The 13913-nt window shown below is 58.0% G+C and carries 15 protein-coding genes; 4 read left to right on the forward strand and 11 right to left on the reverse strand.

What is annotated here, in order from left to right; translation table 11 throughout:
• The first annotated feature begins 89 nt into the window (after positions 1–89).
• Positions 90–482, forward strand: coding sequence for a PRC-barrel domain-containing protein (locus tag QRN85_RS07015; RefSeq protein ID WP_113100078.1), 393 nt, complete (start codon positions 90–92; stop codon positions 480–482).
• 69 nt (positions 483–551) lie between these two features.
• Here the strand turns inward: QRN85_RS07015 and QRN85_RS07020 are convergent, their stop codons facing one another.
• The 4 genes from QRN85_RS07020 to QRN85_RS07035 all read right to left on the reverse strand — a co-directional run bounded on the left by QRN85_RS07020 (position 552) and on the right by QRN85_RS07035 (position 4572).
• A complete protein-coding gene (locus tag QRN85_RS07020) occupies positions 552–797 on the reverse strand; it encodes a DUF982 domain-containing protein (protein ID WP_062586329.1) in 246 nt (81 codons plus the stop codon).
• Positions 798–1167: 370 nt separating this feature from the next.
• Positions 1168–2388, reverse strand: a complete 1221-nt coding sequence (locus QRN85_RS07025; RefSeq protein WP_284757276.1) for an SAM-dependent methyltransferase — start codon at positions 2386–2388, stop codon at positions 1168–1170.
• A complete protein-coding gene (locus tag QRN85_RS07030) occupies positions 2375–3214 on the reverse strand; it encodes a DUF1365 domain-containing protein (protein ID WP_062586332.1) in 840 nt (279 codons plus the stop codon). Before QRN85_RS07030 ends, QRN85_RS07025 begins: the two co-directional genes overlap by 14 nt.
• Positions 3211–4572 carry an NAD(P)/FAD-dependent oxidoreductase gene (locus QRN85_RS07035; RefSeq protein WP_284757277.1) on the reverse strand — a complete coding sequence of 454 codons (1362 nt, stop codon included), beginning with the start codon at positions 4570–4572 and terminating at the stop codon, positions 3211–3213. Before QRN85_RS07035 ends, QRN85_RS07030 begins: the two co-directional genes overlap by 4 nt.
• A 225-nt stretch (positions 4573–4797) precedes the next feature.
• Here QRN85_RS07035 and QRN85_RS07040 point away from each other — a divergent pair, with 225 nt between their 5' ends.
• Genes QRN85_RS07040 through QRN85_RS07050 form a run of 3 tightly spaced genes read left to right on the forward strand, consistent with a single transcriptional unit; the run spans position 4798 to position 6455 of the window.
• Positions 4798–5367, forward strand: a complete 570-nt coding sequence (locus tag QRN85_RS07040; RefSeq protein ID WP_062586335.1) for a sigma-70 family RNA polymerase sigma factor — start codon at positions 4798–4800, stop codon at positions 5365–5367.
• The gene (locus QRN85_RS07045; RefSeq protein WP_113219196.1) at positions 5364–6041 is read left to right on the forward strand and encodes a ChrR family anti-sigma-E factor; all 678 of its coding nucleotides are present in this window, start codon (positions 5364–5366) and stop codon (positions 6039–6041) included. The genes QRN85_RS07040 and QRN85_RS07045 overlap by 4 nt, the downstream gene beginning before the upstream one ends.
• Positions 6042–6056: 15 nt before the next feature.
• A complete protein-coding gene (locus QRN85_RS07050; RefSeq protein ID WP_062586339.1) occupies positions 6057–6455 on the forward strand; it encodes a DUF2177 family protein in 399 nt (132 codons plus the stop codon).
• Here QRN85_RS07050 and QRN85_RS07055 read toward each other — a convergent pair.
• The 7 genes from QRN85_RS07055 to QRN85_RS07085 form a co-directional block, all read right to left on the reverse strand.
• Positions 6440–7822, reverse strand: coding sequence for an FGGY-family carbohydrate kinase (locus tag QRN85_RS07055; RefSeq protein WP_284757278.1), 1383 nt, complete (start codon positions 7820–7822; stop codon positions 6440–6442). The two genes, QRN85_RS07050 and QRN85_RS07055, sit on opposite strands and share 16 nt — an antisense overlap.
• Positions 7819–8142, reverse strand: a complete 324-nt coding sequence (gene rhaM / locus QRN85_RS07060; RefSeq protein ID WP_284757279.1) for an L-rhamnose mutarotase — start codon at positions 8140–8142, stop codon at positions 7819–7821. The genes QRN85_RS07055 and rhaM overlap by 4 nt, the downstream gene beginning before the upstream one ends.
• Positions 8143–8145: 3 nt before the next feature.
• Positions 8146–9153 (reverse strand): ABC transporter permease, encoded by a 1008-nt coding sequence (locus QRN85_RS07065; RefSeq protein ID WP_284757280.1) that lies wholly within the window; start codon positions 9151–9153, stop codon positions 8146–8148.
• Positions 9150–10151 carry an ABC transporter permease gene (locus QRN85_RS07070; RefSeq protein WP_113100073.1) on the reverse strand — a complete coding sequence of 334 codons (1002 nt, stop codon included), beginning with the start codon at positions 10149–10151 and terminating at the stop codon, positions 9150–9152. The genes QRN85_RS07065 and QRN85_RS07070 overlap by 4 nt, the downstream gene beginning before the upstream one ends.
• A gap of 13 nt (positions 10152–10164) precedes the next feature.
• The gene (locus QRN85_RS07075) at positions 10165–11661 is read right to left on the reverse strand and encodes a sugar ABC transporter ATP-binding protein (RefSeq protein WP_284758795.1); all 1497 of its coding nucleotides are present in this window, start codon (positions 11659–11661) and stop codon (positions 10165–10167) included.
• 247 nt (positions 11662–11908) lie between these two features.
• Positions 11909–12919 carry a rhamnose ABC transporter substrate-binding protein gene (rhaS, locus tag QRN85_RS07080; protein WP_284757281.1) on the reverse strand — a complete coding sequence of 337 codons (1011 nt, stop codon included), beginning with the start codon at positions 12917–12919 and terminating at the stop codon, positions 11909–11911.
• Positions 12920–12965: 46 nt separating this feature from the next.
• Positions 12966–13796: a DeoR/GlpR family DNA-binding transcription regulator gene (locus QRN85_RS07085; RefSeq protein ID WP_122070418.1), complete on the reverse strand. Its 831-nt coding sequence runs from the start codon at positions 13794–13796 to the stop codon at positions 12966–12968.
• Positions 13797–13913 lie beyond the last annotated feature (117 nt).

Below are 13913 nucleotides of genomic sequence, written 5' to 3' on the forward strand. Positions count from 1 at the left end.
TGTGCTTGAGGTCATCTTTGGCGGAACGATTTTTTGGCCGCCGGGTTTACAAACCATAACGACAATCAATCCTAAGGAGGAAAGACGTTATGGTACATCACGAACCCCGCGCCGGTCAGGACCCTTATGTCAAGGACACGCCGAGCTTCATTGCCAGCGACAAGGTTGAAGGCACCAGCGTTTACGGTGCCGACGGCAAGAAGATCGGATCCATCCAGCGAATCATCCTCGAAAAACGTGGCGGTCGCGTTGCCTATGCCGTCCTCAGCTTTGGTGGCTTCATGGGCATCGGCGACGATTACTACCCGCTGCCATGGGAGAAGCTGCATTACGACGATGAGCTCGACGGATACCGTATCGACCTCACAAAAGAGCAGATCGACAATGCGCCGAAGTTCGCAAACCGAGACGATGAGAGCTTCCTCGGTCGTGATGACCGCAAGGTCTATGATTACTACGGCGTACCTCCCTACTGGATGTGACCGCAACGAGAAATGGCCCCGGAAGGGGCCATTTTTTGGAGCGAACCATGAGGTGAACTCATGCAGCCTTTAGTGAGACTTGAGTTTCTTTGCCTCATAGACCGCGTCCTCGAAGCACTTCCGCGCCTCTTCGGCGGATTTGCGCCCGTCGAGTGCAGCGCGGCAGGCGCTGCGGGCTCTGACGAAGGTTAGACCACGCGTGTGGGGCCAGTTCTCCGTCAATAGCGCAAGTGCATCAAAAGGTCCTGAAATAACATTTATCGAGCTTGTATCGAAGTTCACTTCGACAGGCTCTGTCCATACAGTCTGCTTCATCGAAAACCTCCCTAACCGCCCATGTCAACGATGGTCTCGCCGACATGGTTCCCATCGGAAAGAATATTTACAAAGCCTGATTTTTACAACTGCAAATTTATGCTCACCGGAAGCCGAAAAACGACAGGATGGCGAGTACGATGACGACCAAGCCGACGATGTAAATGATCTGGTTCATGAATATTCTCCACGTTTAGGATCGAACGCAAGCGGGTAGATGGTGCAAGGCGCGTTCGATGTTTCGACAAAAGACACTCACCGTAACGTGACTATCCGCGTGAAGTTCCATGAATATGAGAATTTCATTGTGCACGACAAAATTGCCCATGGTCGTGCAGGGGTGGCTGTCGATTGACACGGTAGCCGACGTCTATGACGCCGGAACCAGCTTGAACTGCACGACGTCGATGCGGCCTGCCCGGAATCCGGCGGAGCAATAGTGAAGGTAATATTGCCACATGCGCCGGAAGCGCTCGTCAAATCCTAGGGGTTCGATGCGGTGCCAGTTGCTGATGAAGGCGCGGTCCCATTGCATCAGCGTGCGATCGTAATCCTTGCCGAAGCGCAGCAGATCGGGAACGGCAAAGCCCTGGGTTGCTGCGGCGTCCTTGAAGGCGGTGATCGAGGGAAGCATGCCGCCCGGAAAGATATAGGTCTGGATGAAGTCAGCCGTTCTGCGATATTCGTCAAAACGTTCCTCATCAATCGTGATGACCTGCACCATTGCTTCTCCGCCCTGCGCCAGCAGCGTGCGCAGGCGCTGGAAATAGGTTGGCCAGTTTTCTTCTCCAACAGCTTCGAACATTTCGATGGAAACGATCTTCGAATATTGGCCCTGGCAATCGCGGTAATCTTCAAGACGAATATCCGAGCGGTTTGCAAAACCGGCAGCGTCGAGCCGTTTTCTGGCGAAATCGGCCTGTTCACGCGAAAGGGTCAATCCGGTCACGCGGCAGCCCGTCTTGCGGATGGCATATTCGGCAAAGCCGCCCCAGCCGCAGCCCACTTCCAGCACATGATCGTCGGGGCCGATCTGCAACTGCTCGACGATGCGGTCATATTTGGCGTTCTGGGCATCGGCGAGCGTCTGCCCCGGCTTTTCAAAAAGAGCCGAGGAATAGGTCATGGTCTCGTCCAGCCATGCCGAATAGAAGCGGTTTCCAAGATCGTAATGGAATGCGATGTTGCGGCGGCTTCCGGCCTTGGAATTGCGGCGCAGGCGGTGGCGCAGCAAGGCAAGAGCGGAGATGAAACGGGATGGTTCCGACACGGCTTTCCAGCTGTCTTCATTTGCAATCGCCAGTTCCAGAAGCGTCGCTAGATCGGGGCTGTCCCAATCGCCATCCATATAGGATTGGGCAAAGCCGAGGCTGCCGCCCGTCACCAGTCTGCGCACGACGCGGCCGCGATTGAGGCACAGAACGCCGTGCGGGCCGGGCTGCTGGCCGTTGATCACATATTCCGAGCCACCCGGGAAAACCAATGTCAGCCGACCATGCGTCATGTTGTTGACCCGGCGGCAGATCATCTTCTGCCACAGCGGCGCACGATCCAATATCAGGGAGAGGTTTTCTCGCTCAGCGTGGCTCATTCTTCATTCCTCCCATTGGTGCAACTCGCACTGTCGCGTCTGTCACGCTGACGGAGCTGGCTATTGGATTGCTTGCGGTCTTATGTCGGTAGATCGGATTGCCCTTGGCCCATAGAAGCAGGGCCTCCCAGTGAATGGCCCCCATGATTTTCAGTGTCATCAGCGGATAGGACACAAGCGCCTTTATCAGCGCATTGCCGCCAAGCGCACGGCGCTTGCCCGCAAATGACGCAAACAGCAGCTCCCCCTCGCCATCGCGCTCGTTGATCGCAACGAGAACCTTGTCCGCAGGCGGTTGAATGCGAAACTCGTAGGTGCAGTCCATCGGCACGAAGGGCGATACGTACATTTCCTTGGCGCAGGAGTGCTGAACGCTGCCATTGGCACCCGGTGTCGCCGGAATGATGTAGGTGTGGCGCTCGTGAAACGTGTTGCAGACTTCGTAGAGTATGGCGACCAGCCGGTCATCGTCCTGCCTGTCATGGCAGAAATAGACGGTGAGTGGATTGAAGACGTAGCCGAACATGCGGGGATAACACAGCATCTCCACACGCAGCCGCTCTTGCGAAATGACGATATCCGCTTGCCCAAGATGCCGGGCGACCCATTTCTTCAGACCGCCTCTCTCGCCCACGCCGTGATCGCTGTCGTGAAAGCTCATGGCCGCGCGGCGGTTATAGCCGAACAGGCGCAGGCCCTTGTCGAGCAGCGGAAGTTCGTCCAGATCGAGCAGCAGGGAAAACACGCGGTAGCGCATTTTGTGCGCATGCGGGCGATGGCGCGCATGGAAGACGTGTCCGGCATAGAGGGCGGAGTTCAAGCTCATGATGCCATGGCCTGCCGAGGGGCGAGGAAGATGCGCCCCGACTCGTTCTTGACGCTCCAGGGCCTCTTCATCCCGCCCAGCGCCTCTGCGACGGCAAGACCGGATTGCAGACCATCCTCGTGGAAACCGCTTCCGAAATGCGCACCGCAGAACCATGTATTCTTGCGGCCCTGCAGGTTCCAGAGCAATTTCTGCGCCTCAAGCGCCTTGGCGTCGAAAAGTGGGTGGGCGTAGTCGAAGGTGGCTATGGATTTTTGCGGGGCGACCGGACGGGACGGGTTGAGCGTCACAAACAGCGGCGTCGCGTCGTCGATGTTTTGCAGCCGGTTCATCCAATAGGTCACGCACAGCTGCTCCGTGCCGCTGGAGTTTTCTTCGCTCAGATAATTCCAGCTGGACCACACATTGCGGCGCTTTGGCATAAGCGCCTCGTCCGAATGCAGCACGGCGGTGTTGCGGGTATAGTCGAAGGCCCCCAGAACGGCACGTTCATCCGGGTCGGCATCGGCCAGCAGGGCAAGAGCCTGATCGGCATGGGTGGCAATCACGACGTCATCGAATATCGTCATGTGACCGGAACGGTCCAGCACTTTCACGCCATCCTCACCGCGCCTGATGCCCGCAATCTTGCTGTTCAGGACGACCTTGCCCTTGAACTGCGCCATGATGCGCGAGACATATTCGCGGCTGCCGCCCTTGACGGTCCGCCACTGAGGCCTGCCCGACAATTGGACGAGGCCGTGATTGACGAAGAACCGGATAAAGGCCTGCAGCGGATAGGCGCGCATGTCGGCTGAGGTGGTGGACCAGATTGCAGCACCCATGGGAAGAAGATGGTCATCGACGAAGCAAGGCGAGTAACCCTTTGCATCGAGATAGCTGCCAAGGCTCACGCCTTCGAGGGATCGATCGTCAAGAAGCGCGGGAGCCTCCTTGTAAAAGCGCAGCACGTCGCGCACCATTCCCCAGAATTGCGGACGCAACAGGTTGGACCTTTGCCCAAACAGACCGGAAAGGCCGGAACCGGAATATTCCAGCCTGCCTGCGCGCAGCGATGCGGCAAAGGACATGTCCGACGCATCGGTCGCAACGCCCAGATGCGCAAACAGCGCCACGAGATTTGGATAGTTCAACTCGTTATAGACGATAAAGCCGGTATCGACGGCGATGGGTGCCTTACCGGGCATTTCCACGTCGAAGGTGTTGGCGTGCCCGCCAAGACGGCTGTCGGCCTCATACAGGGTAACATCGGCCGTCTTGTCCAGCAGCCATGCTGCGGACAAGCCCGACACGCCTGATCCAATGACGGCAATCCTGCGTCTTGCCTGTCGATTATTGTTGGCCGTCGTGAAATCCATGATACCTGTCCGTTTCGATCTTTCACACAATACGCATGGTCGTGCCAAATGGATTGCCGATGGTCCATTTTTTTATGAGCGGTGATCCGGTTGAAAGCGGCTGGCGTAGTCGCATTCATGACAATAAACGTTTCCATAGACGGCCCCGCGTGCCACTATATTCCCAAAAGCCGGGTCGCACCGGCCATGGGAAAACCGTATGGAAGCGGAAAGAAGCCGATCCGCATGAATGAAACCTCCAAGAATGACATTGAAAGCGAATGTCCGGCACTTTTGAAAGCCGTGGCTGCCGAACGCAGCGTTGAAGCGTTCGAAGTTCTCTTTCGTTATTACGGGCCGCGCGTGCGGATCTACATGTTACGGCAAGTGCGCGATGCGCAGGCCGCTGAGGAACTGATGCAAGAAACCATGATGACGGTGTGGAACAAGGCCACACTTTTCGACCCGGCGAGGGGAAATGCTTCCGCCTGGATTTTCCGGATTGCCCGAAACCTGCGTATCGACGCCCACAGGAAAGACAAGCGCCCGGAATTCGATGTAAACGATCCCGCTTTCGTCAAGGACGATGCCCCTGCTGCCGATGAGCAGATGCAGGAGGTGCAGGATGCACAAAGACTGCACAAGGCGCTGGCGCAACTGCCGAAAGAGCAGCTTGATCTTTTGAAGCGCTCGTTTTTTGACGAGGCCTCGCACAGCACGATTGCCGCGCAACTCGGCCTGCCGATTGGAACCGTCAAATCGCGTATTCGGCTCGCCTTCGCCAAGCTGCGCGCTGCCCTGGAGGACCGGACATGAGCGTACGGCATCGTGTCAGTGATGAATTGCTGCTGGATTATGCGTCGGGAAGCCTGGGTGAAAGCTGGAGCCTTGCGGTTTCAACCCACCTGGCGCTGTGTCCCGAAAGCCGCCAGCGGCTCAAGACGCTTGAGATGGCGGGTGGAGCCCTGTTGCAGGATATCGAGCCTGCCCAAAGCCAGGAGATTTCTGACGACCAGTGGACGCAGATCCGCAAGCTGCTGAAACCCAATGCGGCTACCGGGCTTTCCCCCCAGACGGCACCACAGTCAACACCTCAGCCGACCGGCGCGGTCTTGCCGGAGCCTCTCCGCTCCTATGCCGGTGGTGACGTGGATGCGTTGAAATGGAAACAGCTCGGCCCCGGCGCCTACCATTTCCCCATTCGCACACGCGATGGCGAGGCCAATGTCCGCCTGCTGCGCATACCGGCTGGAAAGCCGGTGCCGGAACATACCCATGGCGGGCGGGAACTTACGGTCGTTCTTTCGGGTTACTTCAAGGACGGTGACGATGTGTTCCGACGTGGGGATTTCGAGGAAGCCGATGAAGATCTGACCCACCAGCCGATTGCGGGTGAGGGGGAAGACTGCATCTGCCTCGCCGTAACCGACGCGCCGTTGAAGTTCAAAAGTTGGCTGGTTCGGCTGGTTCAGCCCGTTCTCGGCATCTAAAAGGGAGAGTGGACGATGGAATACCTCGTCGCCTATATCGGCACCGCCATCGTCTTCTTCGGTCTGGATTTCATCTGGCTGTCGAAGCTTGCGGTAAACTTCTACAAGCGTGAAATCGGTCCGCTGATGTTGCCGAAACCCAATTTCGCGGCGGCGGGGATTTTCTATCTCTTCTATATCGCCGGTATCGTCTACTTTGCCGTCATTCCTGCCCTGGATGGAGGCACGTGGCAATCGGCGCTGCTCTCGGGCGCGATCCTCGGTTTCATCGCTTACGGCACCTATGACATGACCAATCTTTCGACGCTGAAGGGATGGTCGATAAAGGTCTGCGTGGCCGATATTCTCTGGGGCACCGTGCTGACGGGCGTTGCTGCGGTTGGCGGATTTGCGCTTGTTCAGGCGATAGGCTGAAGCCCCTCACGCCATGATCGATAGTGTTCCGTAACCCCATTTAAAGGCGTGACCGGATGGTATGACTGCCGTGGGGCGTTTCGCGTAGCCAGCAGCGTTGCCCCAAGGCCGGTGCCGGAGGGGCTGTTCCCATCCGTGACCAGGACCTGTCCACCGGTGATGGCGGCCAGTGCTTTCGTGAAGGACAGATTACCCGCGAAGGGACCTTCCACGATGATCGTCCCCGCATTGCCAATCAGGTCGAGACAGGTCGCGGTCATCATGGCAGCATATAACGAGGCCGCGACATGGCGCTCGGCATCATCGGCGGGTTCGTTCATCCAATGTCCGCGCTGGTCCGGGAAAGGCCCCGAGCCTTCTACCGCACTGGGCAGATAGGCGACCTTGCCTGCCAGAACGCGCATAGTCGCCCGCTCCAGTGCTTCTGGAGGTAGCCGGGTTATGCCGTGCGTTAAAATTTCGAACTCCCGACCACCCATGAAACGCGCTGACGGGACTGGCTTTCCGAAGGCATCGACATTGACCAGCGTATCGCGTGCGGGGGCAAGCTTTTCGACGGCAGCGCCCACTCCGAAGCAGACGACCCATGTGCCGGTCGATACCACCGCGAAAGGCCCTTTGCGCGCCATGAGATGCGGAAGCAGCGAAGCGTTGGAATCATGTAACCCGCAATAGACGGGCAAGTCGCTGCTGCAGCCAATGACATCCGCAACCTCCGGCAAAACCGGTCCCAGCGCATCGAAAGCAGAGCGGACCGCGGGAAACAGATGGGCGATATCAAGCGTCTGCGGCAGGCTGGAGAAGCAACCCTTGTCCGGTTGCCAGAGATCCGTATGGCAGCCCAGCGATGTGGCTTCGTTGGCCTTTATGCCGGTGAGGCGATAGGCCCAATATTGCGGATAGGTTACGATATCCGTGACCTGCGCAAAGTCTGAGGGAAACACGGTTTTCTGATAATGCAGTTGCGCGCCGAGATTGAGGCCGATGGGCAACGCCGGTGAGAAGGTTTCCTCAAAGGGCGGACGCAGCGCCGCATAGGCTGTTTGAATATGCTCGGGATAGCCATGTTCATAATCCAGAACCGGCATGGCCAGGTCACCCCTGATGTTCAGGAGTGCCGCACTCGCCCCGTGGGTGGTGATGGAAATCGCTTGATATCCCGGCTCTTCTTGAAATGCCGAGAGCCCCTCCATCATAAATGTCCACAGGGTCTCGATATCATAATGCGGATAGGGCGGCGCACTCAGAACCCGGTTGGCGATTTTGCGGGAGGCGATTTCCTCTCCGCTTTCGCCATCGACCACGATCAGCTTGGCGTGCGTCTTGCCGATATCGATGACGGCGATGTGGCGGATCGGCTCGCTCATGGCAGGTGAAACAGCGTGACGAGGTCGCTCGCCTTTGGAGAGTTGTCGGGGTTGCTCTCCATGATATCGGCCATATGCGCCCACCACTTTTTCATAACGGGGTGGTCCGGTAGCGCCGCCATCGTGTGGTTCTTCGGGCGGGTCAGCACGCCGAAGAGAATGTTGGTCTCGGGGTCTAGGTGGATGGAATAATCGCGCACACCCGCCTCATGCAGAAGCGCAACCAGCTCCGGCCAGATCTCGTCATGGCGTTTGCGGTACTCGGCTTCCATGCCGGGAAAGAGCTTCATCTTGAAGGCGTGTTTTTCAAACTCTGGCATGGTCTACCTCATGACGCGCAGACGGCGCACGACGATGGGAATGGCGATGGTGATGATGAGGAGGAGGCCTACGAAGATGGACATGACGATGCCCGGAACGTTCAACAGGCCAAGCCCGAAGGTGACGAGGCCCATGACGAAGGCCGCAATGACAACGCCGCCGATGGTGCCGGAACCGCCCAGAATGGAAACGCCGCCCAGAACCACCATCGTTACCACTTCCAGTTCCCAGCCTTGCGCGATGGAGGGGCGGGTGGAGCCGAGGCGCGAGGTGAGGCAGACGGCGGCGATGCCGCTCATGAGGCCGGTCAGCAGGAAGAGGATGAACTTCACCCGCTCCACCGGGATGCCGGAAAAGCGCGCCGCAAAGGGGTTGGTGCCGATGACGAAGACCTGACGGCCGAAATTGGTGGCGTGCAGCAGAATGGCGAAAACGACGGCCATGAAAACGAACAGCACGAATTCGAAGGATATGACCCAGAACACATAGCCTTGGCCGAAATATGCGAAGCTTTCAGGATATTTGCCGAATGCCTGATCGCCCAGAACCAAATAGGAAATACCGCGAAACAGGCTCATCGTGCCGATGGTGACGACGATGGAGGGCAGCTTCAGCCCGGCCACCAGAAAGCCGTTGAAGGCACCGCAGGCAAGGCCGGTGCCGATGCCGAGCGCGACAAGGCCAGGAGTACCAACACCCATCTGCACCGCATAACCCATGACGGTGGAGGCAAGCGCGATGATGGCGGCAACCGAAAGATCGATCTCGCCCGCGATGATCAAAAGCGCCATGGCAAAGGCGATCAGCGCCTTTTCTGTAAAGTTGAAGGTGGCGTCCGAGAGGTTATAGGCATCGAGAAAATAGGGCGATGCGAAGGAGTTGACGATGAAGATCAGGATCGCAACGCCCAACAGCAGAACTTCCCAGCTGGCCATGATGCGCTTGAATGGCGTGCCGAGCTTGTCCGGGATGATGCGGGGCGTTGAGGTTTCGGGTGCAGCCGTGCTCATGCTGATGCCTCCTTGGTGATTTCGGTTGCCGCCCTGTCACGCAGGATAATGCGGCCCTTCTTGGCTTCGGCGCGGGCGTTGAAGACAACGGCGAGCACGATGACGACGCCGGAAATCGCCATTTGCGCGAAGGGCGAAATACCGATGACGGGCAGGGCGTTCTTGATGACGCCGAGGAACAACGCCCCCAGCACAGCACCGGCCACCGAGCCGATGCCACCGGCAATCGATATGCCCCCGATGACATTGGCGGCAACGCTATCCAATTCAAAGCCGGATGCGATATCCACATAGGCCACGGCATAGCGCGAAACCCAGAGGTAGCTTGCAAGCCCCGCCAGCGCGCCCGAGAGAACAAAGGCCAGAAAGCGGGTGCGGCCCACATCGATGCCCGCATAGACCGCAGCTCCCGGATTGCCACCAGAGGCATAGGCCGAGCGCCCGAAGGAGGTGCGCGTCAGGACCAGCCATGCGCCCGCGACGATCAGGATCGCGACCCATGACAAGACCGGCATTCCCATGACCGGCGTGCGTGGCACGTTGAGAAAGGTCGGCGACATCTGGTGTGCATTCACCCACGCGCCGCCCGAGAGGACAAAGGCCATGCCGCGATAGATCGTCAATGTTCCCAATGTGACGACAATGGAGGGCAGACCGAGCCACCAGACGAGAATGCCGTTGATCGACCCCAGAAGCGCACCGATGACGACTGCCATGGCGATGAGGAAGGGCAGGGGTATCGAGGGAAAGGCCGCATTTGTCATGGCCACGGCCATGCCGGTAAAGGCAAGGTTGGCGGCCACCGAGAGATCGATGGATTTCGTCAGGATCACCGCCATCTGGCCCAGCGCCAGAATGATGAGGATGGATGTGTCGTTGAAGATATTGACCAGATTTCCGGGGCGCTCAAAGCCGGGAGAGCGCATCGAAAAGCCTGCGATCAGGGCGATGATGATGCCTGCCAGCAGCCATTCACGGTTTTTAAGAAGTCTTTTCATGGCGTTGGTCCTCTCACGCGTTTCCTGTGGCGGCACGCACAAGCTTTTCGGCTGAAAAATCCGATCGTTCGAACATGCCTGCCATCAGGCCCTCGCGCATGACGATGGCGCGGTCCGACATGCCGAGAATTTCCGGCAGCTCGGATGAAATCATGATGATCGATAGCCCTTCGGCGGCCAGTTCGCTGATGAAGCCGTGAACGGCGGCCTTGGAGCCGATATCGATGCCCTTGGTCGGCTCGTCCAGAATGATGACCTTGGGCTGAGTGGCCAGCCACTTGCCGATGACGACCTTCTGCTGGTTGCCACCAGAGAGTGTGCCGACCGGAACGGAGAGGGCGGCAGCGCGCAGATCGAGACGCGAGGCATATTTGCGGGCTAGCGCAAACTCGTTGGCAGCGGCCAGAAACCCCTTGCGCGATGTGCGTGCCAGCGATGGCAGCGACATGTTCTGATAGATCGGCAGATCGAGCGCCAGCCCGTGCCGCCCGCGCTCTTCCGGCACATAGACGATGCCAGCCGCAATCGCATCTTGCGGGCTGCGGATGGAAATCTGCTGACCATCAAGCGTCAGGGTGCCGGACGCGGGACGGGTGATGCCGAACAGCGACTGGCACAGTTCCGAACGCCCGGCACCAATCAAGCCGTACAGCCCAAGGATTTCGCCCTTGCGCAGATCAAAGGAAATATCGCGAAACTCGGTATCATGGCAGTAGCGCTGCACCGATAGCGTGGTCGTGCCGATATTGACCGCCTGTTTCGGAAAGGCGTCCTTCACATCACGCCCCACCATTAGCCGCACGATTTCGTCCTGTGGTGTCTGCGCGAGTTCGCCTGAGCCGACCATCTTGCCATCGCGGAAAACGGCGTAGCTTTCGGCGATCTCATAAACCTCATCGAATTTGTGGCTGATGAACAGGATCGCCTTGCCCTGTCGTTTCAGGTTCTCGACAATGCGGAAGAGATCGTCGATTTCCTTGCGCGAAAGGGCCGCTGTCGGCTCGTCCATGATGACGATGCGGGCCTCGACAGACAGCGCCCGCGCAATCGCCACCAGATGGCGCTGCGCAATGGACAGGTCTTTGAGCCGGATGGTGGGGTCGATCTTGCTTTCCAGCCGCTCCAGCAGCGCCCGCGACCGTTCATTGATGGTCTTCCAGTCAATCAGCCCGAAGCGCCCCTTTGGCGCATGGCCGAGAAAAATGTTCTCACCCACGGAAAGCTCGTCAAACAGCACGGTTTCCTGATGAATGGCGGTCACACCCGCATCGATGGCGTCTTGCGCGCTTTGAAACGTCACGGGCTGGCCGTCCAGCAGGATTTCACCCTCATTGGGGCGGTAAATGCCCGTGAGGATTTTGACGAGGGTCGATTTGCCCGCGCCATTTTCACCGATCAGCGCCGTGACCTTGCCAGGATAGAGCCGGATATTGACGCCATCGAGAGCTTTGACGCCAGGGAAAATCTGGCTGATGCCCCGCATTTCGAGAATGGGAGCTGAACTTCCCATAGCCTGTGCGTGTGGCGCTGTCGCGTCGGTGATTTTCTCTACAGCCATTGTCATTGTCAGAATTCCGAACGCTCATTGTGGAGCAGGGGCGACCCACACCCTCGACGTCATCCTCGGGCTTGTCCCGAGGATCTAACCACGTTCGATGTCGGGGTTCGTTAGATACTCGGGACAAGCCCTGATATGACGTAGAGTACGGGGTTAGGAAGGTTGCCCCGCTGACATGGCCAGCGAGGCAAGCATCACATCAGAAAATCTTTGAGAACTGATCGATATTGGACGAGTTGTAGACGAATGGATCAGCCATGGCGGCTTCACTGTTCTCGCCGACCTTGATCTTGCCCATGCGTCCGGCTTCGATTTCGCTGCCAGGTTTGCCATCCGCATCACCCTTCACAAGGTGATATGCGAGCTGGGTGGCGGAATAGCCGAGGTCGATCGGGTTCCAGATGGCAAATTCCTTTGTCGCGCCGGACTTTATGGCGCCAGCCATTTCCGATGGAAGGCCAAGGCCTGTCACGAAGACCTGACCGATCTTGCCCGCATCTTTTACTGCCTGCGATGCGGCCAGTACGCCAACGGTTGTTGGGGCAACGATAACCTTCACATTGGGCTGCGAGGTGAGGAGGCCCTGCGCTTCGCGGTAGCTCTTGTCGGCAAGGTCATCACCGTAAACTGTGGTAACGAGATTGAGGCCGGGGAAGTCCTTCAGCTGCTTCTTCATCTCATCGATCCAGATGTTCTGGTTCGTGGATGTCGTGGTGGCAGAGAGGATCGCAAAGTCACCCTTGCCGCCTTCCAGATGCGAGGCTGCGAGCTGCAGGCACATCTTGCCGATCAGCGCGTTGGAAGATGGGTTGAGCTGGAGAATGCGGCCTGCCGGTGCAACGCCGCTATCCCAGGAGATAACCTTGATGCCGCGCTGTGCCGCCTTTTTCAGTGCTGGCACAACCGCATCCGGATCATTGGCGGAAATGGCAATGGCGTCCACGCCCTGCGCGATCAGCGAGTTGATGACCTCGATCTGGCCTTCGGCTGTGGTCGTGGTCGGGCCGGTATAGATGATCTCGACGCCGCCCAGTTCCTTGGCTGCTTCCTGCGCGCCCTTGTTGGCGGCTTCAAAAAAGCCGTTGCCCAGAGACTTCACGACAAGCGCAATCTTCATGTCTTTCGCCTGCGCCATGCCGCCAAAACCGGCAACGCCGATGGCAACGCTGAGTGCCAGGGCTTGGCTTAATTTTCTACGTGACAGTTTCATGTTAGTTCTCCTCCCGATTGAACATCATTCTCCGCCGCGGTGCTCCTCAAGCAACCGAAGCGGAATCCTCTTCGTCTGGCGGTGGCGAAGCTTGCGTCGCCGCAACGGCGCCGGTAACCACCAGCGTAACGCCCGCCGCCTCCACCATTTTTGCTGCCTCGTCGGAAATCCCGTCATCGGTAATGATGGTGGACACGTTTTCCAGCGGGCAGAGAATAAGGCTTGAGCGTTTGCGGAATTTGGACGAGTCGATCATCACGATCAGCTCTTCCGCCTGCCGCATCAATTTCTGTTCGCTCTGAATGACAAGCGCGTCTGACTCCATGATGCCGAGAGCGCCGACACCCTGCGCGCCGATGAAGATTCGTCGCGCATAAAAATTGCGGATCGCGTCATTTTCAAAGGGTGACAGGATCAGGCTCTGGTCGCGGTAGATCGCGCCGCCGGGAACGCTGACATTGCACTTGGAATGCTTGACCAGATGCTCGGCAATGGCGAAGGAATTGGTCATGACCTGCAAACGGCGCGCCGACATGTAATGCACCATCTGGAAGGTCGTGGTGCCACCATTGATGATGATGGCATCGCCTTCCTCGCAGAGATCCACCGCCTTGCGCGCAATTGATCGTTTCTTGTCGATATTGACCGATTCCGACACGCGAAATGGTCGTGCTGCCAGATTGCCCAGCTGCGGTGGATGCACCGCTTCAGCCCCGCCGCGCACCCGCCGCAACTTTCCCTGAACGTGCAGAGAGGCGATATCGCGCCGGATCGTCGCTTCGGAAGCGTCCGTCAATTCGGCAATATCCTGCACCGTCACAACAGGCTTTTCCTGTATGGCGCTCAAGATGATGCGATGGCGTTCGCTTTCGTGCATGGGGTCCTCCTGATGGTCAGTTATTCGTAAAGATCCGGCGTTGTCAATCAAGTTCAATCAAAATAAACAATGCTGCGATGCAACATGAAAATATATGATCGTTTATGATTGACATTG

This window comes from Agrobacterium sp. fls2-241-TYG-188a, assembly GCF_030209845.1.

What these genes read in the sequence shown, in the direction of transcription:
- QRN85_RS07015 (WP_113100078.1), top strand. Translation starts at nt 90, where the DNA reads ATGGTACATCACGAACCCCGCGCCGGTCAGGACCCTTATGTCAAGGAC.
- QRN85_RS07020 (WP_062586329.1), bottom strand. Translation starts at nt 797, where the DNA reads ATGAAGCAGACTGTATGGACAGAGCCTGTCGAAGTGAACTTCGATACA.
- QRN85_RS07025 (WP_284757276.1), bottom strand. Translation starts at nt 2,388, where the DNA reads ATGAGCCACGCTGAGCGAGAAAACCTCTCCCTGATATTGGATCGTGCG.
- QRN85_RS07030 (WP_062586332.1), bottom strand. Translation starts at nt 3,214, where the DNA reads ATGAGCTTGAACTCCGCCCTCTATGCCGGACACGTCTTCCATGCGCGC.
- QRN85_RS07035 (WP_284757277.1), bottom strand. Translation starts at nt 4,572, where the DNA reads ATGGATTTCACGACGGCCAACAATAATCGACAGGCAAGACGCAGGATT.
- QRN85_RS07040 (WP_062586335.1), top strand. Translation starts at nt 4,798, where the DNA reads ATGAATGAAACCTCCAAGAATGACATTGAAAGCGAATGTCCGGCACTT.
- QRN85_RS07045 (WP_113219196.1), top strand. Translation starts at nt 5,364, where the DNA reads ATGAGCGTACGGCATCGTGTCAGTGATGAATTGCTGCTGGATTATGCG.
- QRN85_RS07050 (WP_062586339.1), top strand. Translation starts at nt 6,057, where the DNA reads ATGGAATACCTCGTCGCCTATATCGGCACCGCCATCGTCTTCTTCGGT.
- QRN85_RS07055 (WP_284757278.1), bottom strand. Translation starts at nt 7,822, where the DNA reads ATGAGCGAGCCGATCCGCCACATCGCCGTCATCGATATCGGCAAGACG.
- rhaM (WP_284757279.1), bottom strand. Translation starts at nt 8,142, where the DNA reads ATGCCAGAGTTTGAAAAACACGCCTTCAAGATGAAGCTCTTTCCCGGC.
- QRN85_RS07065 (WP_284757280.1), bottom strand. Translation starts at nt 9,153, where the DNA reads ATGAGCACGGCTGCACCCGAAACCTCAACGCCCCGCATCATCCCGGAC.
- QRN85_RS07070 (WP_113100073.1), bottom strand. Translation starts at nt 10,151, where the DNA reads ATGAAAAGACTTCTTAAAAACCGTGAATGGCTGCTGGCAGGCATCATC.
- QRN85_RS07075 (WP_284758795.1), bottom strand. Translation starts at nt 11,661, where the DNA reads ATGGGAAGTTCAGCTCCCATTCTCGAAATGCGGGGCATCAGCCAGATT.
- rhaS (WP_284757281.1), bottom strand. Translation starts at nt 12,919, where the DNA reads ATGAAACTGTCACGTAGAAAATTAAGCCAAGCCCTGGCACTCAGCGTT.
- QRN85_RS07085 (WP_122070418.1), bottom strand. Translation starts at nt 13,796, where the DNA reads ATGCACGAAAGCGAACGCCATCGCATCATCTTGAGCGCCATACAGGAA.